Annotated in this window: 28 protein-coding genes; 16 read left to right on the forward strand and 12 right to left on the reverse strand. The window is 58.5% G+C overall.

Translation table 11 applies throughout. The annotated features are described in order from the left end of the window. Window positions 1–30 precede the first annotated feature (30 nt). Complete coding sequence (locus BM190_RS17445) at window positions 31–4,095, reverse strand: hypothetical protein (protein ID WP_143109054.1); 4,065 nt, start codon at window positions 4,093–4,095, stop codon at window positions 31–33. 542 nt (window positions 4,096–4,637) lie between these two features. Between BM190_RS17445 and BM190_RS17455 the strand changes: the two genes are divergently transcribed. Next, window positions 4,638–4,904, forward strand: coding sequence for a hypothetical protein (locus BM190_RS17455; protein WP_092257086.1), 267 nt, complete (start codon window positions 4,638–4,640; stop codon window positions 4,902–4,904). 329 nt (window positions 4,905–5,233) lie between these two features. Here the strand turns inward: BM190_RS17455 and BM190_RS17460 are convergent, their stop codons facing one another. Next, window positions 5,234–5,464: a DUF6894 family protein gene (locus tag BM190_RS17460; RefSeq protein ID WP_092257088.1), complete on the reverse strand. Its 231-nt coding sequence runs from the start codon at window positions 5,462–5,464 to the stop codon at window positions 5,234–5,236. Window positions 5,465–6,155: 691 nt separating this feature from the next. Then, complete coding sequence (locus BM190_RS41145) at window positions 6,156–6,680, reverse strand: hypothetical protein (RefSeq protein ID WP_244550666.1); 525 nt, start codon at window positions 6,678–6,680, stop codon at window positions 6,156–6,158. A gap of 143 nt (window positions 6,681–6,823) precedes the next feature. On the opposite strand from BM190_RS41145, the gene BM190_RS17470 reads away from it, so the two are divergent. The 4 genes from BM190_RS17470 to BM190_RS17485 all read left to right on the forward strand — a co-directional run bounded on the left by BM190_RS17470 (window position 6,824) and on the right by BM190_RS17485 (window position 9,213). Further along, window positions 6,824–7,339, forward strand: coding sequence for an ATP-dependent DNA ligase (locus BM190_RS17470; RefSeq protein WP_349516734.1), 516 nt, complete (start codon window positions 6,824–6,826; stop codon window positions 7,337–7,339). Between the two features lie 371 nt (window positions 7,340–7,710). Beyond that, on the forward strand, window positions 7,711–7,923 hold the full coding sequence (locus tag BM190_RS17475; RefSeq protein WP_092257747.1) for a hypothetical protein: 213 nt from the start codon (window positions 7,711–7,713) through the stop codon (window positions 7,921–7,923). A 188-nt stretch (window positions 7,924–8,111) separates the two neighbouring features. After that, window positions 8,112–8,267: a hypothetical protein gene (locus tag BM190_RS40465; RefSeq protein ID WP_177237130.1), complete on the forward strand. Its 156-nt coding sequence runs from the start codon at window positions 8,112–8,114 to the stop codon at window positions 8,265–8,267. Window positions 8,268–8,988: 721 nt separating this feature from the next. Beyond that, the gene (locus BM190_RS17485) at window positions 8,989–9,213 is read left to right on the forward strand and encodes a hypothetical protein (RefSeq protein ID WP_092257097.1); all 225 of its coding nucleotides are present in this window, start codon (window positions 8,989–8,991) and stop codon (window positions 9,211–9,213) included. 237 nt (window positions 9,214–9,450) lie between these two features. Here BM190_RS17485 and BM190_RS17490 read toward each other — a convergent pair whose 3' ends face one another. From BM190_RS17490 to BM190_RS17500, 3 genes are all read right to left on the reverse strand, one after another. Beyond that, a complete protein-coding gene (locus BM190_RS17490; protein ID WP_026202373.1) occupies window positions 9,451–9,729 on the reverse strand; it encodes a DUF1488 family protein in 279 nt (92 codons plus the stop codon). Between the two features lie 190 nt (window positions 9,730–9,919). Next, entirely contained in the window at window positions 9,920–10,216 is a 297-nt protein-coding gene (locus BM190_RS17495) for a hypothetical protein (protein ID WP_092257100.1), read from the reverse strand. Next, window positions 10,209–10,475 (reverse strand): hypothetical protein, encoded by a 267-nt coding sequence (locus tag BM190_RS17500; RefSeq protein ID WP_092257102.1) that lies wholly within the window; start codon window positions 10,473–10,475, stop codon window positions 10,209–10,211. The genes BM190_RS17495 and BM190_RS17500 overlap by 8 nt, the downstream gene beginning before the upstream one ends. Window positions 10,476–10,821: 346 nt before the next feature. On the opposite strand from BM190_RS17500, the gene BM190_RS17505 reads away from it, so the two are divergent. From BM190_RS17505 to BM190_RS41910, 5 genes are all read left to right on the forward strand, one after another. Beyond that, on the forward strand, window positions 10,822–11,088 hold the full coding sequence (locus BM190_RS17505; protein ID WP_244550667.1) for a hypothetical protein: 267 nt from the start codon (window positions 10,822–10,824) through the stop codon (window positions 11,086–11,088). 591 nt (window positions 11,089–11,679) lie between these two features. Then, window positions 11,680–11,910 carry a hypothetical protein gene (locus BM190_RS39610; RefSeq protein WP_143109055.1) on the forward strand — a complete coding sequence of 77 codons (231 nt, stop codon included), beginning with the start codon at window positions 11,680–11,682 and terminating at the stop codon, window positions 11,908–11,910. Window positions 11,911–11,998: 88 nt separating this feature from the next. Then, complete coding sequence (locus BM190_RS17515; RefSeq protein WP_092257107.1) at window positions 11,999–12,322, forward strand: hypothetical protein; 324 nt, start codon at window positions 11,999–12,001, stop codon at window positions 12,320–12,322. Between the two features lie 118 nt (window positions 12,323–12,440). Further along, complete coding sequence (locus BM190_RS41905) at window positions 12,441–12,626, forward strand: hypothetical protein (protein WP_092257109.1); 186 nt, start codon at window positions 12,441–12,443, stop codon at window positions 12,624–12,626. 2 nt (window positions 12,627–12,628) lie between these two features. Then, the gene (locus tag BM190_RS41910) at window positions 12,629–12,850 is read left to right on the forward strand and encodes a DUF6894 family protein (protein ID WP_502686998.1); all 222 of its coding nucleotides are present in this window, start codon (window positions 12,629–12,631) and stop codon (window positions 12,848–12,850) included. Window positions 12,851–12,854: 4 nt separating this feature from the next. Here BM190_RS41910 and BM190_RS41760 read toward each other — a convergent pair whose 3' ends face one another. From BM190_RS41760 to BM190_RS17540, 3 genes are all read right to left on the reverse strand, one after another. Then, window positions 12,855–13,076 (reverse strand): hypothetical protein, encoded by a 222-nt coding sequence (locus BM190_RS41760; RefSeq protein WP_092257112.1) that lies wholly within the window; start codon window positions 13,074–13,076, stop codon window positions 12,855–12,857. A gap of 51 nt (window positions 13,077–13,127) precedes the next feature. Next, window positions 13,128–13,361: a transcriptional regulator gene (locus BM190_RS17535; protein WP_092257114.1), complete on the reverse strand. Its 234-nt coding sequence runs from the start codon at window positions 13,359–13,361 to the stop codon at window positions 13,128–13,130. Window positions 13,362–13,459: 98 nt separating this feature from the next. Continuing rightward, window positions 13,460–13,669, reverse strand: coding sequence for a cold-shock protein (locus BM190_RS17540; protein WP_025035182.1), 210 nt, complete (start codon window positions 13,667–13,669; stop codon window positions 13,460–13,462). Between the two features lie 429 nt (window positions 13,670–14,098). Here BM190_RS17540 and rpsU point away from each other — a divergent pair, with 429 nt between their 5' ends. The 6 genes from rpsU to BM190_RS17570 all read left to right on the forward strand — a co-directional run bounded on the left by rpsU (window position 14,099) and on the right by BM190_RS17570 (window position 17,137). Beyond that, window positions 14,099–14,374, forward strand: a complete 276-nt coding sequence (gene rpsU / locus BM190_RS17545) for a 30S ribosomal protein S21 (RefSeq protein ID WP_092257117.1) — start codon at window positions 14,099–14,101, stop codon at window positions 14,372–14,374. Window positions 14,375–15,244: 870 nt separating this feature from the next. Beyond that, window positions 15,245–15,697, forward strand: a complete 453-nt coding sequence (locus BM190_RS17550) for an Hsp20 family protein (RefSeq protein ID WP_018320504.1) — start codon at window positions 15,245–15,247, stop codon at window positions 15,695–15,697. A gap of 84 nt (window positions 15,698–15,781) precedes the next feature. Further along, complete coding sequence (locus tag BM190_RS17555; RefSeq protein ID WP_092257121.1) at window positions 15,782–16,111, forward strand: hypothetical protein; 330 nt, start codon at window positions 15,782–15,784, stop codon at window positions 16,109–16,111. 22 nt (window positions 16,112–16,133) lie between these two features. Further along, window positions 16,134–16,340, forward strand: a complete 207-nt coding sequence (locus BM190_RS17560) for a hypothetical protein (protein ID WP_092257124.1) — start codon at window positions 16,134–16,136, stop codon at window positions 16,338–16,340. 68 nt (window positions 16,341–16,408) lie between these two features. Next, window positions 16,409–16,579: a Lar family restriction alleviation protein gene (locus tag BM190_RS41915; protein ID WP_502687003.1), complete on the forward strand. Its 171-nt coding sequence runs from the start codon at window positions 16,409–16,411 to the stop codon at window positions 16,577–16,579. Between the two features lie 336 nt (window positions 16,580–16,915). Continuing rightward, the gene (locus BM190_RS17570; RefSeq protein ID WP_092257129.1) at window positions 16,916–17,137 is read left to right on the forward strand and encodes a hypothetical protein; all 222 of its coding nucleotides are present in this window, start codon (window positions 16,916–16,918) and stop codon (window positions 17,135–17,137) included. 433 nt (window positions 17,138–17,570) lie between these two features. Here the strand turns inward: BM190_RS17570 and BM190_RS40475 are convergent, their stop codons facing one another. The 3 genes from BM190_RS40475 to BM190_RS17580 form a co-directional block, all read right to left on the reverse strand. After that, window positions 17,571–17,744 carry a hypothetical protein gene (locus BM190_RS40475; RefSeq protein WP_177237132.1) on the reverse strand — a complete coding sequence of 58 codons (174 nt, stop codon included), beginning with the start codon at window positions 17,742–17,744 and terminating at the stop codon, window positions 17,571–17,573. 936 nt (window positions 17,745–18,680) lie between these two features. Continuing rightward, window positions 18,681–18,848, reverse strand: coding sequence for a hypothetical protein (locus BM190_RS40480; protein ID WP_177237133.1), 168 nt, complete (start codon window positions 18,846–18,848; stop codon window positions 18,681–18,683). A gap of 56 nt (window positions 18,849–18,904) precedes the next feature. Continuing rightward, window positions 18,905–19,222 (reverse strand): hypothetical protein, encoded by a 318-nt coding sequence (locus BM190_RS17580; RefSeq protein ID WP_092257136.1) that lies wholly within the window; start codon window positions 19,220–19,222, stop codon window positions 18,905–18,907. Window positions 19,223–19,227: the final 5 nt, after the last annotated feature.

Here is a 19,227-nt window from a genome sequence, read left to right on the forward strand (position 1 = left end):
CTTCAAGAGCGACGCCGGCGCCGGTTGGCTCTAGCGTCTGTTGGCCAGGTCCAGCAAGCGAGCTTCGTACTCGGCGCTTAGAGGGGATCCGACAGCGCCGGCCGCCGCCAAAAGGAGAGACGCGAGAAAGGAATCATCGTTCCTGGTCTCGGCTATGGACCTTCGAAGCGCGGGCACGGCCTGCATAGGTTGCGTCAACCGAAATGTCTCATGCCCGACGATCCTCGCCCACTGCCCTCTAAACCAGATTGCCAACAGAGGAATAAGAGCATTACGAAACCCAGAAAGCTGCAGTCGTTCGAAAAGCCTTAGTCCAATTTCCCATATTCGGCGCGGCGTTAGGTATAGACCCAACTGGAGATCGTCCAAGGCTTCACTCACAATTTGATTCAAGGGCGCTAAGGGGGCACCAAACCCCTGCCACTTGTTCAATATGATCTTACCTGGATAGTCTGCACCGATAGCTAATGTTAAAGCGTTATCGAGTTCGCGAACTTTATCCGGCATGCCTTGCAGCACGGCCCTCGCCCTGAAGGCCAAAAGAGCGTCGATCGCAAGTTCTACGCAAGACGGCTCTGCAAGATCGGCGTCGCTCAAAGGCGGGATATCGCCGCGGGGTGGTGATAAGCCACCGAAGCTTTCTCCCGCCGCTCGACCCTCTCGCCGCATATACTCAATTCCCTCCACGTACTTTACCAGGTGGCGCGAGAAGCCCGAGGTATCGGACCTCAGAACATCCATGGTAATCTGTTTGTGCCGAAGATTTATTTCCATCGAAACGATCGGGCCGTCCAACAATCGCGTGCGCAAAGAAGACCCGATGCCAACGTCAATGGCGGCGGAGATTTCCGCTTCCGCGAGCATATACCAAGCAACATCAATCGGACCGAGCGGCAGCTCGGTGATGGAAGCTGGAGGCTGCGGATTGCTGCAAGTGCCGGGAAGCATCTCAATTGGCTTACCATCAATCGTCGTTTCGCGTTGAGCAACGCTGGATTCCATCCAGAGAACCGTATGGCGTATCACCCGATGAGAGTAGGCCGCTCGAAGCGATTCTTCGGGAAATACCTCGCGAAGGCGCTGCAAACATGAGGCTATAGCCCGTAGCGCCGCTTCGACATCTCCCGACTGCAACATTGCGACTGATCGATCGGCCTCGAGCCCTATCGACATAATTTGCATTTCGCGTGTGCCGGAGGCGGCGGCTGATTTTTCCGCCTCACCAAACCATATGCCTGCTTGACCCCAATCGTTGATTTTTGCCGCGCTTATGGCCCCTTCACGTAAAGCGAATGCACGATCGACCTGGCTCTCGCGACCAAGAAGATGCGCGATGTCTCGTACAATCTTTACGGCTTCTTGGTGCCTATTGCGGCGCCAGCAGATGCGCGCTCGAGCGCGAGAGGTCGCAACATCTTCTCCGAGGGCTGCCACGGATAAATCGAGCGCGTCGCCTGCGCCCTTTTCGTCATCCATATACTCGTCAAACATGACGGCCCGAGCAATATAGCACTCGATTGCTAGTGCCCGGAGCCCCCATTTTAGGGCTAGTACGGCCATGCGTTCGTAGCGCTCGGCCGCATTTGCCGCGTCCAATTCAGCTTTACTTTGTTCTATCGTCCAAGGCGGGTTGATTAACAGCGAATAGTCCACGCTTTGGAGCCAAGTGGCGCGATCGGCATCTGAAAGCCCATCAAGATCGTTGAAGATCTCTTCGAGACGCTTCACCGTTTTTAGCTGGCTTGATCCGATACTGAACAATGCTCCATGAAAGGTGAGGCCAGTCGACTGAGCGGCTGCAAGAGTCGAGTTTTTGAATGCTTCTAGAACCTGGTTTGTTTCCAGAGCACTCTTGAAACGTTGAAGCAGCGCAACCCAATCCGAAATCGATGAAGCAATCCCTATGGTATTCAAAATGGTCGCTAGCGCTACCCCTTCAAGCACCGTGCGCAACTCGGCGATACCTAATCCGCCAATCTCCTCGAACAAACTATCGGCGCATCGGGCGATGCGCTCATTTTCATTGGATGCGGCCACCAGTTTGAACTGAGCCAAACGCAGCATGATCGAGACGGCTGGGCTTTCGGAAAAGATTGGTTGGTCAAACCGAAAAAGCGGTAGCACGAAAAGGTTTTCGATCAGCGCTTCAGCCGCCTCTCCCACCGTTGTGAGAACTGCATAAGCTAGCCTGAATAGGCTATGGGGCTCCTTTCCGAGAAGCCCATGCATAAGAATGCCGTTGGCATCACTGGCGGAAATTTTTCCGCTAGCTAACATTTGGGCTGCAGTAGCTGCATGGATTGCCTGCTGCATGTCGTCGGTTAGCATGCCCCTGCCCGCATGTGCGGCGAGCGGTGAGACGCGCAGAGAGTCCTTGCCGACCAGCTCAAGCCACGGGCCGATAAGGCTGTCCAACATTTCGCCGGCGCGAGGAACCGGAGGAGACACCTCCGCAAGCCTCAACGCTAAAGTTCGTCCGAATCGACCAATGACCAAGCTAAGGCGATAAAGTAGATTTCGTGCTTCCTCTGGCAACGCTGCGACCATGTTCCGTCGCGCCGCATCTCGCTCTGCATCAATGTCGTCCGACGAAAAGCCACCGACCACAATTTCCCGAACGTCGGATCGCGGCCATTTTCGGGCAGCCATACCCATTACGAATGCATGTACAAGCTGCGGGTGACCTTGCGCACCGGAGGTGAATGCAATTCGTCCCCACCAATTAGGATCGCCATTAGCAAGTCGGACAACTTCTTCGGCCTCCTGCTCGCTGAAGTAAGGAATTTCAATTACGGCGTCGGCATCAATCCCCAACTCAGATAGCGCTTTGTGGGACGGACGGCGATAAGCGGTGACGATAGACGTTCGGTCTCGCCTCCGCAGAGCCTGGACGCAGCGAACGAAAGCCACACGTGTCGAGGAGTCTTCGATTTGATTGAAATCATCGAATATAAGACAGCTGAAATGCAGAGCACCGATGCGTCCGAGAGTGAGATTGAGCCGGCGTGTCGTCTCCTTTGCGTCGGCTTCACGAAGATCAACTGTGACAAATCCCTCAGGGCGTTCGCAAGCCGCCTGCCGCGCAACAAGAGATTTACCTAAGCCACTACCTCCCACCAGAACAACTTGACCCTCCTCCGACAGAGCTTGGATTATTCTTCGCTTCAGGTCCTGTCTTTCAATGACTCCCCGCGGTTGCGGAAAGTCAGTGCTTGAGATCAGCCAGCTTGTGTCGACCGCAGAAACAGTTGCAACTGACCGCCCGTCGGCCAAAGCTGCTGTGAACGAGCCCATGTCGAGCAATGAACCGACGAATTGTCGTGGCATGCTGATCTGCGTCGCGGCATCGATGACGTTAAACAGATCCGCCCGGGTCAATGCACGATCCGCTGGGCTCTTCAGAACGCTCTTCTTCAAAGCGTGATACGGTAGCAGAATTGCAAGCTGCTTTGCGTCGGCGGCTGGAAGACCAAAGATTTCCCGACTCAGAACTATCAGGCGCTCCTCTATTTCCAGCATGACGCCCGCTAGATCAGGCTTCCCACAATCCCAGAAGATTTTCTGCAACAGCTCCCGTCGAAGTGTTTCGTTATCGCGGGCTTCGACAAACGCGTGTACGGCTGCGGAGAATTTTGGACTCATCAACGCATTTCTTAGCGGCTGAACGTCCGCTCCTGCCGCTGCTCTCCGCCAGTATAGAAGTCCGGCTTCGCCCGCGGGACGATCAGATATCTTGCGCTCGATGCCAATGGATGAGGTCGTCAAAAACCTCAGTTGCACCCTGCGGTCTTGGTTGCTGGCTACAAGGCTCACAAAGGTATGGATCGCTTCGCGAACTGATTCAGTACTTAGAGTAATCGAGCCAGACTCTGCGGTGTCCTTGACTTGAACAGCGTCCAGAGAACGCTGCGCGACGGTGGCGTAATCCTCAGCTACTTCCAGATAGATCCTCTCTTTTGGTCCAAGATCAATCCAAGCAAGGGTCGCGGCAGCAATTTGATAAGCATATCCCCTGAGCGAAGCGACAGCTTGGCGTTCCACTTCGCCAATAGGTGGACTGCCAATGGATGGCCCCGGGGTGAATTGAGCGGGCATTAGCAATTGGTCATTGAAGGGTTCGCTCAGCTAACGATCGGGTGTGCAGTACGAACGTTCGCAGCCGAACCCCCAAGCTTCACAATAACCGCTGAAGGACTAGTCGCAACCCTCTAGGTCGCGGAGTACAGCCCTCCCCTTGACCGACTTGCGGTATAAGCCTGTCCACCTGGGCCCAAGACCTAGCGGCTTGTCTCTCCCCGCCGTTCGCGGAATCAATCGGGTGTGCCCCCGGCCCATCTGCTCGATCATGCCTCGCCCTGCCCAACGCCAAACGCCCACCCACCCTGATGGCAGACCGATGAAAATTACGTTCGGCCAGATGCGTACGATGGGCCTGAGCGGCATCTTGGTCTTTTGCCACTGCGGTCACCATATCGCCCTGGACGGTGCCCAGTGCCGGGACGAGGTGCGGCTGTCGGACATTGAGCCCCGTTCGTTTGTCAGGGCTGCGGCGCCCGCGGCGCTGATGTTCGGCCCGACTTTGAGCGAGGTAATCCAAAGATGGCGATCATAGGCAACCGACCGAAGGGCGATGGAGAATGACGAGGTTCGCAGCCCAACGCCCTTATGCAGATCCTGAAGCTGCGGCGCGACAGCTAGTCCAACTCGCCGCCAGCGTCGAAGCGGTTCAGGACGGGCGCATTCATATCGAAAAGATCAACGCGCCGTTTCTCTTCACCCTGCATGGCGCCGCGCCAGAGTTCGGCGCGGGCCTGGAATATGCCATCCAGAAAGGCTGGATCGAGCTGCACGAGAGCGGGTCATATGTGCGCCTTCTAAGTCCAGGCAAGAGCCTGCTGACATAGCAACTTCGGGGTCCTCCCCAGCCACAATTCGGCGCAAAAAACGGCCCCAGCTTTTTGGCGGCGACTGGGGCCGTTGGGACTACTCCGGCCCGCAGGGGGCATGGAGCCGGAGCACAGCACCAAGCCCGAGGATTGCCGGTAGTTCCTAGGGAAGAGATTGCGCCAAATGCGAGAACCGGCCCATCGCCAAACGCGCGTCTGACGACGGACCGTCCCGGGTGGATGGCACGTCTAGATCACGCCACAGACCGAAATCTCAATCCTGGTGGCCGGAGAGTCGTTCCCTTGTGCCAGATCTCCCGAGCGGGCCGGGAGGCTCTGAAGCGGGCTTACTTCGGCTTCTCGGCGTGGATGTGAAGGACGTAGAGGGTGTTCTGGAACTCGTCCACTACCTCCATCCGCCATCCTCGGTCCGGCGTTAGCTTCCCGTCGAGGCTTTGGAGTATCTGCCCAGCCGTCACCGTGGCTTCATGCCAAGCGGCGTGCTTGTCGGGCAGTTCCTCGCCTTCGAGGTCGGGTTCGTGGCGTTCGTGGGTCACATGGAAGAAATAGCGCGGCATGCGTCAGTAATGCTGACACGCGGACGCCCGTTCCACCCACCGAACAAACCGGGAAGCGGGATTCGCAACCAGTGAACCTCCTCTTCAAACCCTCGGGCGCCTCGGTGCCTCAATCCTCCCAGAGCCCACGGGACACGGAGTCGCCGCGGGTGGCGGTACCGTCCTCGAAAAGCTGCTCGTCTAGTGACACCAGTAGGCTATCGCCGAACTTGCGATACTTTGTCGGGAATTGCTTCTCCTGGTCAGCGACGGACTCGGCGCCGGCATCAAGCATGCAATTGAGAAGGGCTGGCTCGAGCTGCACGAGAGCGGGACTTACGTCCGGCTCTTGAAGGCCGAGCCCACGATTTGAGGCGCCCTCAAAAAAAGTGAGCCCGGTGTGCCTAGGAGGCCGGGCCCATAGCCTCAGCAACGGCTGCACCGTCGTTCGGCTATCAGCCCCTTAAGTGCCAAAGAAAACATTCGTTCCTTCTGGAAATTAGAACACCTTTCAAATTCAACTTAGGGCATCTGGGCTTAAAAATGCGGACAGTAATTGACGGCGGTAAGAACGTTCCGTGGCGAGAACAAGCGGCCGCAGGCGCCGCCTTGTGCGACAGCTCCTGCGGCCGGCGCCGTCACGTTCCGCACGATCGCCACGTCACCTTCTGGTTAACACATAGCTCTGCCAGCGTGCACTGGCGGGCGGCCTTTACTGCCTCAGCTGGAGCTGCTCCAGTCCATCCTCGATCACTCGGAGATCCTCAAGTAGCGCATCTCGAGACTCAGCCGGGTTGATGCTAGATGTGGACTGTAGCTGTTCGAGCAACTGGCGCCGAAGATCTCGCATATTCTCCAAGGCTTGCGGGTTCTTCAGACGTACATAAGCCGAAACGATCCTTTGAATGCTTGTTGCCAATGAGTAGCTCCAAAAAGAAAATTCTAAAATAGGTTGCATCGTAACCCCTGCAGGAGATAACCCGCAAGCCGCTATCACAACGTGAAGCTCTCGGCCGACCAGGTCGACAAGTGGCCTGATGAGCTCCGGCTGTCTCAGCTCGAGCCGCGGTTCGTGTGCAAGGCAGCCGGCAAGCGCGGCGCCATTCTCAGAGGCGGCAGCCAAGAGAAAATGACGGCTATTCATTAGGAGCCAAAAGCCTCCCCGCGGATTGAAGCGACGCAAGCCCAAAGAGATCAGCGCCGGTAGATTCCTGCTTTTCGCGGCCGCGCTGCTCATTTTTGTCCTGGCGGTTCCGCGCCGGGTTTCGGATTCGTAAAATGCGCGGTGAGTGCCTATCTCCCGCCCATGCGTATGGCGTATGTCTCTGCCTGGCCACTGCCGCCAAGCAAGTCCCGTCAGGGCCTGACTGGATTCACGAAGTGAAGCACGACGGCTACCGGATGCTGGTTATCCGGGAGAACGAGCGCGTGCGCCTCCTCTCTCGCAACGGAACGGACTGGACGAAGCGCTATCCCTGGATTGCTGAAGCGGCCCTTAAGAACCGGCAAAAGCGCTTCGTGATCGATGGCGAGGCTGTGATCCTGGGCGTAGACGGCATCTCTGATTTCAACGCCCTGCACTCGCGCGAGCACGAGCATGAAGTGCAGCTCTATGCCTTCGATATCCTCGCGATGGGGGGCGACGACCTGCGGTCGCTACCCCTCCACAAGCGCAAGGCCAATCTAGAGCAGTTTTTGGCCCGCCGGCCGGACGGCATCACCGTTGCACCGTTCGAACGGGGCGAGATCGGGCCGGAGCTGTTTCGCGCGGCATGCCGCATGGGTCTCGAAGGGCTCGTGTCCAAGCACCGCGATCGGCCGTACCGAGGCGGTCGGCAGAAGCATTGGGTGAAGGTGAAGAACCGTCTGCATTCAGCAATGGGACGGGAGCTTTAGAACCGAGCCACAGGCGCCGCTCTGGTACGCCCCCCAGCCGTGGGGGGTATATGCGGCTCTGCTCAGAGGTGAAGGCTCGCCAGCTCCGGCGGGCCTTCCCTGACCTTGATGCATGTTAATCCTGCTGAAAATTGTGAATTGGATCATATTGCGTCCCAGGAATGCTGCGGTACGGTCAGCGTCACCGGGGCTGGCTGCATATTTCATATAGATCTTTTCACCCGGCTTTTTTGACCATCGCGCCGGCTGCAGCAGTCCCCTGCTGCGGCCTAGGCTGCGTCCGATCCCCAAGTAGATTTGTTCTCCGCCGCAAGTTTTCCGTTTTTTGCTCGATCATTTTTCCGGCGTCCAAATTGCCATTGGAGACCTTTATGGCCAAAGAGCATTGCCTGATTGTTCGTGCTGCCGGGAAACAGCTTGACCTGCTACGAGGCGAAGCCTCCCGCATCGCAAAGGGAGCTAACGTCGCTTGGTGGACCGACCGAGCGGAGATCGGCACCAGGTTCTGCTTCGAAGATTCCAAATCGAAAGATTCATTTGCCCTCACCTGCGACGGGCTCGGCATCAGCTGCCAGGACGGCTAGCCCCAACCCGTCGACTTGGGAGTCGACGGGTTCTTTGACCTCGCGTCCCGCGGTACTGAGCGATCGAAGAAGTTCCCGCCTCGTGCGACCGGCCCCTCCACACGAAGCCATTTTGGCCGTCGCACGAAGCAATGTTGAAACAATGCGATCCGATCGTCAGGGAATTATCGCCCGTGAAGGAGGGTTGAATGCGTAGCTTGATCTTCGGTGTTTTGCTCGTAGCGCTGGCAGCGATCGGATCTTCATCATTTATTTCGGCCGCCCTTTCTGCAGCGCGGGATGCGAAGGCCGCAACGTTTTCAGAACGGCTCGCGCCAGCACTAAAGGTGCCCTCTGGCACCTAGGCCTGCCGGCTGCGGCTGGATGAGCCAGTGGACGAGCGATGCTTGCAAGTTCTCAGGCGAAACCGAATACCAAGTTACCGCGGCGGGCGGCGTGGCTTTGACCGATTAGCGAGTGCGATCCGGGTTACTTGCGCTATCCTGCAAAAGCTCGGGGACATTCCGGCGTTAGGTCAACGCATCTGCATTTTCCGAATCGACGTTCCATGGTCGCTCTCCCATGCGTCACGTTCAGGGGTGCAGCTGTGAGCCAGTTTCTGTCGATGCTGCTACTAGCAACAGCCGTGGTTCTGACCGTCTGCTTCGGCGTGGCGGCCTGGCGTCTCTCTGATGAAAAGGACGTCGACATCACTGGCCAGATCCCGCGCCATTCCTATGGATGGAAGGGGTCGCCCACCCGATAGTCCTCGCGCGTTCAGCGCTCTCTGCCTGAAACCCGGTTGCACTCACTCCGGTGGCACGGTCCTTGCGGATCCAACCAATCTCCGTCGGTCCTGGCAGGGAGCCGTTTCGCGATGAAACAGAAATCTCGAGTCCTAAAGCCGCGCAAACCCACTCTGAAACACATGGTCGCCGATCTGGTGAGATTGCTTGAAGCAATGGCGGTCCTTGAGAGATTGAGAGAGAAGATCCGGCTTGCTGAGAACAACCGGAGACCCATTAACCCGCACCGACCAGAGAATCATGACAGAGTTGTTCAATCAGCTGCAGGGGGAAAACAACAATGGCCAAAGTGATCACTATGTTCGATCAGTATTTATTCCAGCTAGGATGCGGCCACGCCGTGGTGCTCGGTCGCTTTCAAAATGCGCAATCGTGGACTAATTGCGGCAAGAACACCGACTTGACCGCAACGCCCTTCCGAGAACGTTTGGTACACGATCTCGATACGGCGACCCAGATCGACCTGCAGGAAAAGGATAAGGGCAACACGGCTGTCAGAGCATGATTGGCTCTGGAGTTAGATAACAGCCCTTAGCGGACTCTAGACCTTGGACGCCCTGTCCCGCCGAAGTCCGCTCCTGGGCCCATTGCTGACCTTATGCCAGAGCGCCGCGAGGACCGCTTTGGAGAAGTAAGCCGACCAAGGTAGTGCTGCCTCACGAGGGCAGCCTTTGACCCATTGCATCGATTACTGTTTCTGGGTAACCTGAACGATCTGAACAGTCGCCCGAGGCTCGTCTGCCTACCCCCGAAAATCAATGCTCCGCAGCACGATCCCTGGTGGCGTCCCTTCGAATTCGCAGGCGCGGTATTTGCTGGCGGCGCAGGCTTCGATGCGGTCGCGCAGGCGGGCGAACTGGGCTTCGCGGTGCTCGGGCGCGACCTTGGGCCCGCGTTCGAGATCGTCCATCGCGGAGGTCGAGATCGCGCAACCGATCTCGCGCGGGCCGTCCTGCATGGAGAACAGCACGATCATACGGTCGTATTCGAGGCCGATGTAGCGGCCGCTGGTGAGGGTCATGACGGGCTCCTGTGCGGTCGGTTCGCTGCCTTCTTTGTCCCCCGCCTTCGCTGGAGCTACGGCGAGGCAAGCCCGCTTTCACCCACGGCCTTCGCCAAGGCTGCGGCCCTGCAAGCCGCAAGTTAGGCGACCGCCCGCATCGCGTCCGCGTCTTCCCGCGGGCGACGGGAACTGAGGGGCCGAAATCGCCTCAGCTCTCCTCCGACAGCCGGGCGAAATCGTCGAACAGCGCGGAGACCAGCGCGCGGTGGCGCGTGTCCTCGACCGGCAGGCTGGCGGCATAGAGGTTGAGCAAATAACGCGCCTTCACCGCGGCTTCGGACCAGGACGCGGCGGGCACTGTCATCAGGCGATTTTCGAGATCGGCCTCACGCTCGCGCAGCTGCCGGACATTGTTCTCGACGTCGGCGAGCGCGCGGCGCAAATCGGTCGCCTTCTGCGCGGCCATGCCGCGATGCTTGTCGAGCTCGACGAGATGATCAGTCATTGGCGAGGCCCGCGTCGTCGACGACCGCCGCCTCAAGGTCGGCCGCGCGGATCGGGAGCATCTCGACCGAGCCGAGCACGCCTTCCCCGGGCACGATGATCGAGGTGCCGACGCGGCGCCAGGCCGAGACGGTATCGCTGTCAATCTTCTCCTCGTCAGTAATCACCGTATAGACGCCGGCGGGCAGCATGCGCTCGATGCCGTGAATGCGGAATGGATGCCTAAACGCGATGGTTGCCCGCCGCGAACGGATGGTCATGCACGCCTGCCTTGCTGCGACAGCGGCCCCAAACCGACGCCGGTGATCGCAACCATGCGCCTCCTCAGCAGCAATAGCCAGCATTATCGTCGCGCGGCGTTTTAGTCCTCGCTATTGGTGCGCGGCAGGCGTAGGCTCTGATCCATCACCGCATCTTCCGCTACGGCCTCGACCGGTGACTGAGGGTCACGTGCGCTCCCGCCGTCAAATCAGTCGTCAGGGCGTCGCCTCGTCGTGCCCGCGCAGGAGCATGCGATGTCGCGCTTTCGCGCCTCAGAGTGGATCGTCCCGCCGGTGATCGTTCCGCTGTTTCTTTTGTTGCTGGTCTGCGCGGCGGCCCTGCTCAATGGCTAAACGCACGCGCGTGCCCTGGCTCGTCAGCGGGACGAACGAATACGGCAGCGCCAATCTCGGGCGCAGCAGCGCCACTGCCGCATTGCGGCTGGCTCGCAAACTGCTGCGCGACGGCACCATGGACGTGCGCGTCTGCACGCCGCGCGGGCGCGTGCTGCAGGCGAATGAACTCGGTGAACTCGACCCCCAGCAAAGCGACATGGCACAGCAACGCGGCAACCGCGAAGCCAAGAAGCTGAAAAGAAGGCCAAGGTTATAGTGACCGCACCGATCCCCAAAGATGCTGCCTCGCAGCCGCATTTCGGACTGGCGAAGAAAAAGGAGATGGCGTTTTCGCGCTCCATCAGTCTACGGGGTCGCCCGCGGCTGGCGTCCGACAACGGTACTTCGGGACTCCAGGCGCCGCGAAGATGAATGTCGCCAGCTTGCACAAGCTATCTGCGCTGACAATTGCAATCACTAAGCTGCAATCCAAACCGGAAAAGGATGAGTTGATCTGCAAATGCCGGGAATGACAAAATTGCTCACCACAGTCCTACTCACGGCCCTCCCTTTGTTGGCACAAGCCGGGCAAATTGCCGAAAAGCTGCCGCTGTCAGACCGTGAGCAGGTTAAGTCTGACCGTGCGAAAGCGGCTGAAGAGGAGAAAAACTCGACAGCGGCCCGGCCTTGGGATCGCGACGCTGACGGCAAGCGGCCATGGGAGCGGAAGACCCCCTCGCCTTCAGCAAATCCAAAACCATGACCGCCGCGGCGAGCCTGACCATATTTCTTGGCTATGCAAATGCCCGTCGCGCTTGGCCAATGTGCTGCTAAGCACTCTAGTCGACGTAGCCTCAGCTTGAGGAACATGATCAAAGCCGCCGGCAGTATTTGGAGTTGGCTCGGTGCCGGGCTGATCATTTGGCTCACATACCAAATGGTCGTTGTCGGAATGCCGGCAGCAAAGCATTTCCTCGATGTGTGCCACCTCAGAGAACTGGAAGCTATTCCACGACCCCCGACCCAGCTCGACTATCACAAGACCGTTGAAACATGTGACGAGCTAATCCGAGCCACCCAGCCTCAAAAAATTCCCTGACGTCCGCGGCATGGGCCGAAACGCTCGGTGAGACCGATGCGCCTCGAATAGGGATAATTTCCTTAGGAACGCATCGGGAGCTTAAGGCTTGTTCTTAGCCGCGCTGACCCGGCGCGTTGCGGCAAAAATGGATTACATGAGGAAGAACGCAAACAAGCGCCATGACGCTCGGACCGTTTGCTTTCGGCCTTCTCAATCCTTGCTAGGAGCCGTCACGGCATGGATGGCGCATCGGAACGATCTTCCGAGCTTGTCCGAAGCGATTAGCCGCCTGGTTGAGCTTGGACTTGCATCCGATACCCACCAGGATCGGCAGAAGCGGCGCGCCCGGAAAATGGCTGGCGATACGATAGATGGTATCGGCGACATGGCGACGACGGCAGACAACCGCGCAAGCGCAAGGGCGATCTGATCGATGGCCCCGAGGAGTTCGACCGGGTGCGGCTCGATCGCCGGAGAAACAACAGCGGGATCTGAGCGGGGGGAGCCGCCAAGATCGGGCCACCCGCTACACAAGATTGAGGATAAAGATGAGACAGCAATATCGAACGGCCGCGATCGACGCGGCGAATAAGTTTTTCAAGGAAACGTCACAGAATAACGCGACCGATTACGAGAAGGCTCAACTGGCTCTTCACGCGAATAGGAAGCGGCTGAGGGCTGAACCTCTGGCAAAGGAGGCCGAGCGGCAAGCCCGGCGCGACTGGGCGCAATAGTCGTGGCGCGATTTTACTTCGACATACGGCATGGGGAGGCGCTCGCCGTTGACGAAGAAGGCTTGGATCTGCACAGTCTGCGGGCTGCCGAGATCGAGGCAGCTCTTTCTCTTGCTGATATTGCCAGAGAACTCGATCGAGCAGCGAAGACCTGGCCATCGAAGTTCGGGATAAAAACAGCGTCGTTGTCCGCGCGACATTTATTCTCGAGAAAGCGCGCCTAATCAATTAAATCATCGAGAGCACGACAATTCCATTCTCGAGCTCGCCCGAAGCAAGACGTGCCCTCGCCTGACGCTCAAACTCCGTTCGGTGCTTCTGGAGATAGCTGAATGCCTGCTTCTGGGTGCTGAATGTCGTGGCAAGCCGGCACAAATGCCGATCTGCGCCGGAGGCCAGAAAGAAGATGATGGTTCCGTGATCCGGCTTGATCCTAGGCACGATCTGCAGTCTCCGGCATTTGACCGGCTCGTCGAGTTTCGCCGGCAGCGTCGAGCACGACTATCGCGCCTGTTTCTTCGAACGCTTCTTCAGAGTCGGCTCGGGCGTCAGACGAGCTTCCTCCGCTTCCTTTGCCTCACGGGCCTCTCGGAGGCGTGCCATGTTCTTGCGAACTTCGATGCCTCGCCTCTGTACATCGGCCAACGCCCGCGCCCCTTCTTCTGCGGCCAGGCGCTTGCGTTCGAAACGTGCGACGCTTTCGGGTGACAATTCCGCCGTTTTCTTCGTGATCATCGTTCACCCGGCTCCGTAAACGACCAAAACCCGCTCAATCCTGGGATCGAGCGGGCAGAGACACCGTTTCAGTACATCCGTGAAACGGCAGCACGATATCAAGCCAGCGAGAGGTTCTCGGCGCTGACTTTGCCTCGCATCTTATCAGTCTTGGTCTCGAAGTTGACCTTTTGGCCCTCTGCGAGGCCGGCGAGGCCAGCTCGTTCAACGGCGCTGATGTGAACGAACACATCGTTGCCGCCGTCGTTGGGTTGAATGAATCCAAAGCCCTTCTGGCCGTTGAACCACTTGACCGTACCTGTCGTCATTCTCTTCTCCAAAGCGCGCAAGCGCATCCCGCCTGACAATCAGGCGGTTATCTTCAACTTCGTCGATGTCTTTGGAAAAGGAGCCCGCGGGCGCATTCAACAAGGCACAGCGGCTGATCGAACAAATTCAATATATACTACCTTTACGAGTTTGCAAGGAGCGAAGCCAGTTTGTTTTGTCGCAACCGTCTTCCTCTGTTCCAATGAACTTGCGCCGCGCCTGTCCACTCATGTTGGCACAACGTAACCGATTGACAGCGCTGCACAGCGGTGCTCACGTTCTGGCTTCAAGACTGCTCGCCCTCACGGACGAATGACTCGGCCGAGCTGCGACGAACACGCCGTACGATCTCTTCCAGATCAGAACGAAGCTCCTGCGCAATTGGCTGCCTGCAGGACGTGTCGCATTAGCAGCCCGGGAGCATCAATTTGCAGGTACTCGTTAGAGACAACAATGTTGAGCAGGCACTTCGTGTTCTCAAGAAGAAGATGCAACGCGAAGGCGTCTTCCGGGAGATGAAGCAGCGCCGTTCGTACGAAAAGCCTTCTGAGAGAAAGACTCGCGAAAAATCAGAGGCTGTTCGTCGCGCTCGCAAGCTCGCCCGAAAGCAGGCGATCAGGGAGGGATTACTCCCGGCTCCCCCGAAAAAGAAACCATTCGAACGGAAGCCGCCCTTGCCCGAGATCAAAGCCCGGGCGGAGTAGACGCAAGCGTCGTTGTGAGCCGACCGCGCGTCGGAGCATGTCTCGTATCTTTACATGAGTTAAGCTCCCAGTTCGCCCTGGAGTGAAGTCCAACGTCGCCAGATGACCGGGAATGGCTACGTGATTCCATCAAAGCCCCGCATGGGCCGAAACCGCGTCAAAGAAGCCATGACGCACGAGTTGCGGCGCCGGTCCCGACAGGCGCTGGCGCGCTCAGAGGAATTGCTAAGATTGTCGGCGCCGATCGTCTGGCACCCCAAGCCGTCCAAAGGAGTAAGGCCGCCTCAGTTACCCGCCATCCCTTGATCTATCGCAAGCGGTACCGGCTTCTGGGCAGGACCATCGGGGCAGCCCGATCCCAACAAACCGACTGAGGATAAGGAACCCAAGCCATCCCGCTTGGACGAGGCGCGGCGCATCATCGAGGACTACGCCGCCGACCTCCGCGAGATCATCAGAAAACTGGCGCACAAGCTGCATTGAGGCCGCCTCGGTTGGGGCCTTTTCAGTCCCGCCAGTACTGACTTCCGCTGTTGGCCCGTGGCTGGCCTCCCCTCTTGGCCTCGCACGGTCCGCTTCCAAGGGCTGACCGGAACGCCGTCGTGTAGCTGCCGAGGGGAGCCTTTGACCCCAAGCGGTCATCGAGCACAGCGAAACGGATTTAACTTGCACGACAACAACGCTTAACCAGACCGCCGTTACGCCGCTAAAATTTTCGTCACCCTCTTGAAACTTTTTTGCTCGTGGCAGATTTTTTTGATCGCCGCAGACATGGCGGCCGGGGCGCCTTCGGGGCCCCGCAATCAAGGCGGGCGCCGGAAGGTGTCCGGGGCCAGCTCGTACCCAACTTGCTCTTTGGAGGATTTGGCTATGAGGTATGATTGGACTCCGCTGTGGAGGTCGACCATTGGGTTCGACCACCTGTTTGACGTTCTCGACGAGGTCCAGCGGACCGCCGAAGAGACCTATCCCCCCTATAACATCGAGCGGCTCGACGAGAACCGCTTCCAAATCTCGGTGGCGCTCGCCGGCTTCTCACCGGACGAGGTGGGCCTTACGATGGAGCAGAATGTCCTGACGTTGGAAGGCCATAAGGCCGAGAAGGACGAGAAGACTTTTCTGCATCGCGGAATGTCGACACGGTCGTTCAAGCGCCAGTTCACCCTGGCTGACCACGTCGAGGTCAAAGGCGCGCACTTCGAGAACGGTCTGTTGGTCATCGAGCTTCAACGCGAGATTCCCGAGGCCATGAAGCCGCGGCGCATCGCCATCGCTGGCGCAAGCGCCGGGCAAGTCAAGCAGATCGAGGGCAAGGCCGCCTGACCTACCCGCGGCTGGGTTCCGATCGTCGCCGCGCGGGTGCTCCCGCGCGGCCACCTTAATGCGTCTTATGATGGGAGGTTAGCCATGCGGACGACGCCCGCACGCGACAACGTCTTCGATTTCAATGCTCTTCTTCACCCCGGCGCGGTGTTCTCGCATCCGGGCGAGGTCGTCGCTGACCCGAATTTGAGTCTGGCCGAGAAGCGGGCCATCCTTGCGTCATGGGCCTCTGATGCTTCGGCGATCGCGTCCTGTCCAGCGTTACGCTCGCCGGACGGACTAAAGGCGCCGGTTCATATCGACGAGGTTCTGGAAGCGCTACGCGCGCTAGACAGAAACGGTCCGCGCAACCCAAACCCGCCGGGCGGCAAGCCCATGCGTCTGCGCTCGACCGAACGTTGCGCAGCGGCGTGAGCGAGGGTCTGCAAATGATTCCATGATTGACGTCACACAGCTGCTTCCAGGTCGCTTCTATTGGGTCCTTGTCGGCTCAAGCACGAAAACTCCCGAGTGGCAGCCGGCACGCTTCACCGGCGCTACTTGCGGAGGCGACGGCGCGAAGTGGGACTTCATCGGCTTCAATCGCGACGTCGCTCATCATTTCATCGAGGTCGTCGACATCGGCCCAGAACTACTGTCCTGAACGCTCGCGTTAAGATGCCTAAGAAGCCTAGCGACAGCGCAGCTATCGATCCGCTGCGCGGATTCCCGATGTCTGTACAATCGCTGCGGCGCTGTCCTTTCTGCGGCGGTTCGGAGGTTTGGATCAACGGCGACATCGATCCAAAATTCGTAGTATGTAAAGAATGTTCAGCTTTCGGGCCCAATGCGCCGACCGTTAGACAGGCGGCCGAGCGCTGGAACAAACGCATCACCCCCTAAGGTGAAGACGACCCTCCGGCTCTCTAGCTCTCAATCAGCGGCCGAACGACCAGGCTTGGAGCGTGGCGGTCGCCGCTGCCGCGCCGCGTGCCGAGAGATCATCTCGGCCATCGCCTGTTTGCCACGCGCAAATCCGCGAACGTGCCTATCTCCGCGGAGCAACGCGCCCGGGCTGTGCCTACACAGTCGCCCATGACACTCCGGTCTCACGCACGGCAACAGCTTACGCCGTAACCTGCGCTAACTCGCCACGCCTTCTTGCACTGGAACTTAATTTAATAGGCTGATTTAATATTGGCAGTGGAATAAATTAAATAAATTGTGAGAGTGAACGTCATGAACAGCTCGGAAGACGACGACCGCCGCGAGTTCCTCAAGACTTGCGGCAAGTTCGCCGCCGTGACACCTCCCGCCATTACCCTCCTGCTGTCCACCTCTCTCACGTCTGACGCAATTGCAAAATCCGGCGCCAGCTCGGCCGGCCCTAGCGGCAACAACGGCAAAGGCAACGGCGGCGGGGACGGCAGCCCGAATGGCAAGCCCGACAAGGATCGCTGAGGTAGTCGACGCAAGCCCTCCGAAGGGAGATACAATGCGAGCCAGCCGCCGCGACGTAGATTGGCACTTCGCCTCTATTGTTGTGACGCTGCTCTGGCTAGCGTTGCTATCGGCCGCGCTTCTCGCGGTTCTTTTTCGTGAGCACCCCTGAACGGAGCGAACTGGTACCCTGAGAGAGGCAGGCCAGAAAGCTTCCTTTAGGAGAGATCGCTGCTTTTGCCATGGGACGGCGCGGCGACCACCTCAACCGTTGCGGACACGGTCATTACGCAGGACGAGAGCTGACGATGCACGTGTCGGATCTTCGGGAACGGTGGCAATTAGTCGGAACGTTCGAGGAGTTGGCTGGGTTAAAAGTGATTGCTGCGTGCTTCCGCTCTGCAGACATGCAACCGCAACACGGTCGCGTCGAAGCGTGATGGAGAAGACTGCACTATTTGACGAGTTGAGGCGGATCGAGCGCGATGTGGTCGAAGGAGAACGACGGCTCGCGGAGCAAGAGGCTCTGATTGTAGATTTTAAGCGCCAAGGCCAGGACACAGCCAAAGCCGAAGCCGAACTTGAACGGATGCGCCAAGAGCAGCGAAGTCGAGATCAGGATCGACAACGTCTCCTCTCGCGGCTGCAACCCTGAACGTCTTCGAGCGAAAGGGAATGCCGATTACGCATTGTAGCGAAGTTCCTAGATGCCCCTCTCCCCCTGATTGCGCGGCAGCTCTTAAACATCTGGCTGGTGACTGGTGGCGCCCTGCCGTCGCGCCGCGCCACGGAACGATCTAGCTGCACTTAGCGCTGCACCTGTTGGATCCGCCGACTAAATTTCGGGTATGGCAACGTGCGATTCACATATGTAGATGCTGGAACAATGTCGTGCGGTTTGAGTCGCGATTGCATCATTTTCCCGATTGGCCCAGCGACGGGCTATGATCCAAGTTTGTTCCAAAGCTTGGTTGGGGTTACACGAAATGCGTGAACACCATGGTCTTGCGGTTGACGCCACTGTGCTGCATGCGCGTCTTGAACAGCTCACGTCTCAATTATCCGAATTGAAAAGGCTTCGCGCCCGCGTGCTTGAGGCGGACGGAGTGCAGAAAAGTGGAGCATCGGAGGGTCCTCTTCCAGTGGAAGCAACAACTCTTTCTAGACCTTGGTCGCCTTCCAGACTCCGCTGCACCTAGCAGCGCCGGAATAGCCACTCCAAGATCCCGTTCCACTTGTCGGTGCCAATCTGCCGGCGCCAGCGGCATGCTTGTCCTGAACGGTTACAGAAGCGCGCACTGCGCCGGTTCTCGATACGCGCCCCCGAAATCTGACAAGGTTTGGATGAGAGATGTTGCCATTCGAGATGTTCACGTCGAAATTGTAGCTTGCATCGCAAGATCCGGACCGCGTCTCGAAGATCAGGTGCCACACACCATCGAAGGCGTGTAATGGATAGGAGCGCGCCTCGGTGTAACCGGCATAGGCGAGGGTTAGACAACCCGCCGTCAAGTTAGCAACTAATCGCATCATCGTCATCGCCTCAAACCCTGGGTGAGTCTCGCTATTTGCCGCTCGTCAGAGGAGTGCCCTCTGGCTCCAGTAGCTTGAGAGCGGTTTCAATCTTGGCGAGCAGCGCCTGAATTTCAGCTCGCTCATTGGGGCCGGGATGAGCTTCGAGTCGCGCCAGCAATTGCTCTTTCTGTACTATCAGGTTTGCAAGAGCGGACATTGTTTACCCAAGATTGCCAGCGAAAGGGCCGCTCTTCGAGCGGCCCTTTGTCTGGTTCACCAGCTCCGGGTGCCGAAGCTGAACCCGATGCTCGGACCACCGCCGTAGTAGCCGTAGCCGCGATCGTAATAGCCAGGCCCACCGTAGTAGCCGTAGCTGCGGCGAACCACGTATCCGTCATCGCCACCGTAGTAGCGCTGAACGTAACGAGGGCCGCGGGTGCGGTAGCAGCGACCGTATTCGTTGCAGACCAGGCGGACCTGGTCGATGCCCGAGACTTCCGCCGAGCCGATAACGGTCGGATTAAGCGGAGCGGCGACCGCCGCCGATCCCAGCAGCGCCGCGGCCGCGGCGCCAAGTGCGATTGTCTTCATGGTCG

The sequence above is a fragment of the Bradyrhizobium sp. Rc3b genome (assembly GCF_900114915.1).
Taxonomy (GTDB): domain Bacteria; phylum Pseudomonadota; class Alphaproteobacteria; order Rhizobiales; family Xanthobacteraceae; genus Bradyrhizobium.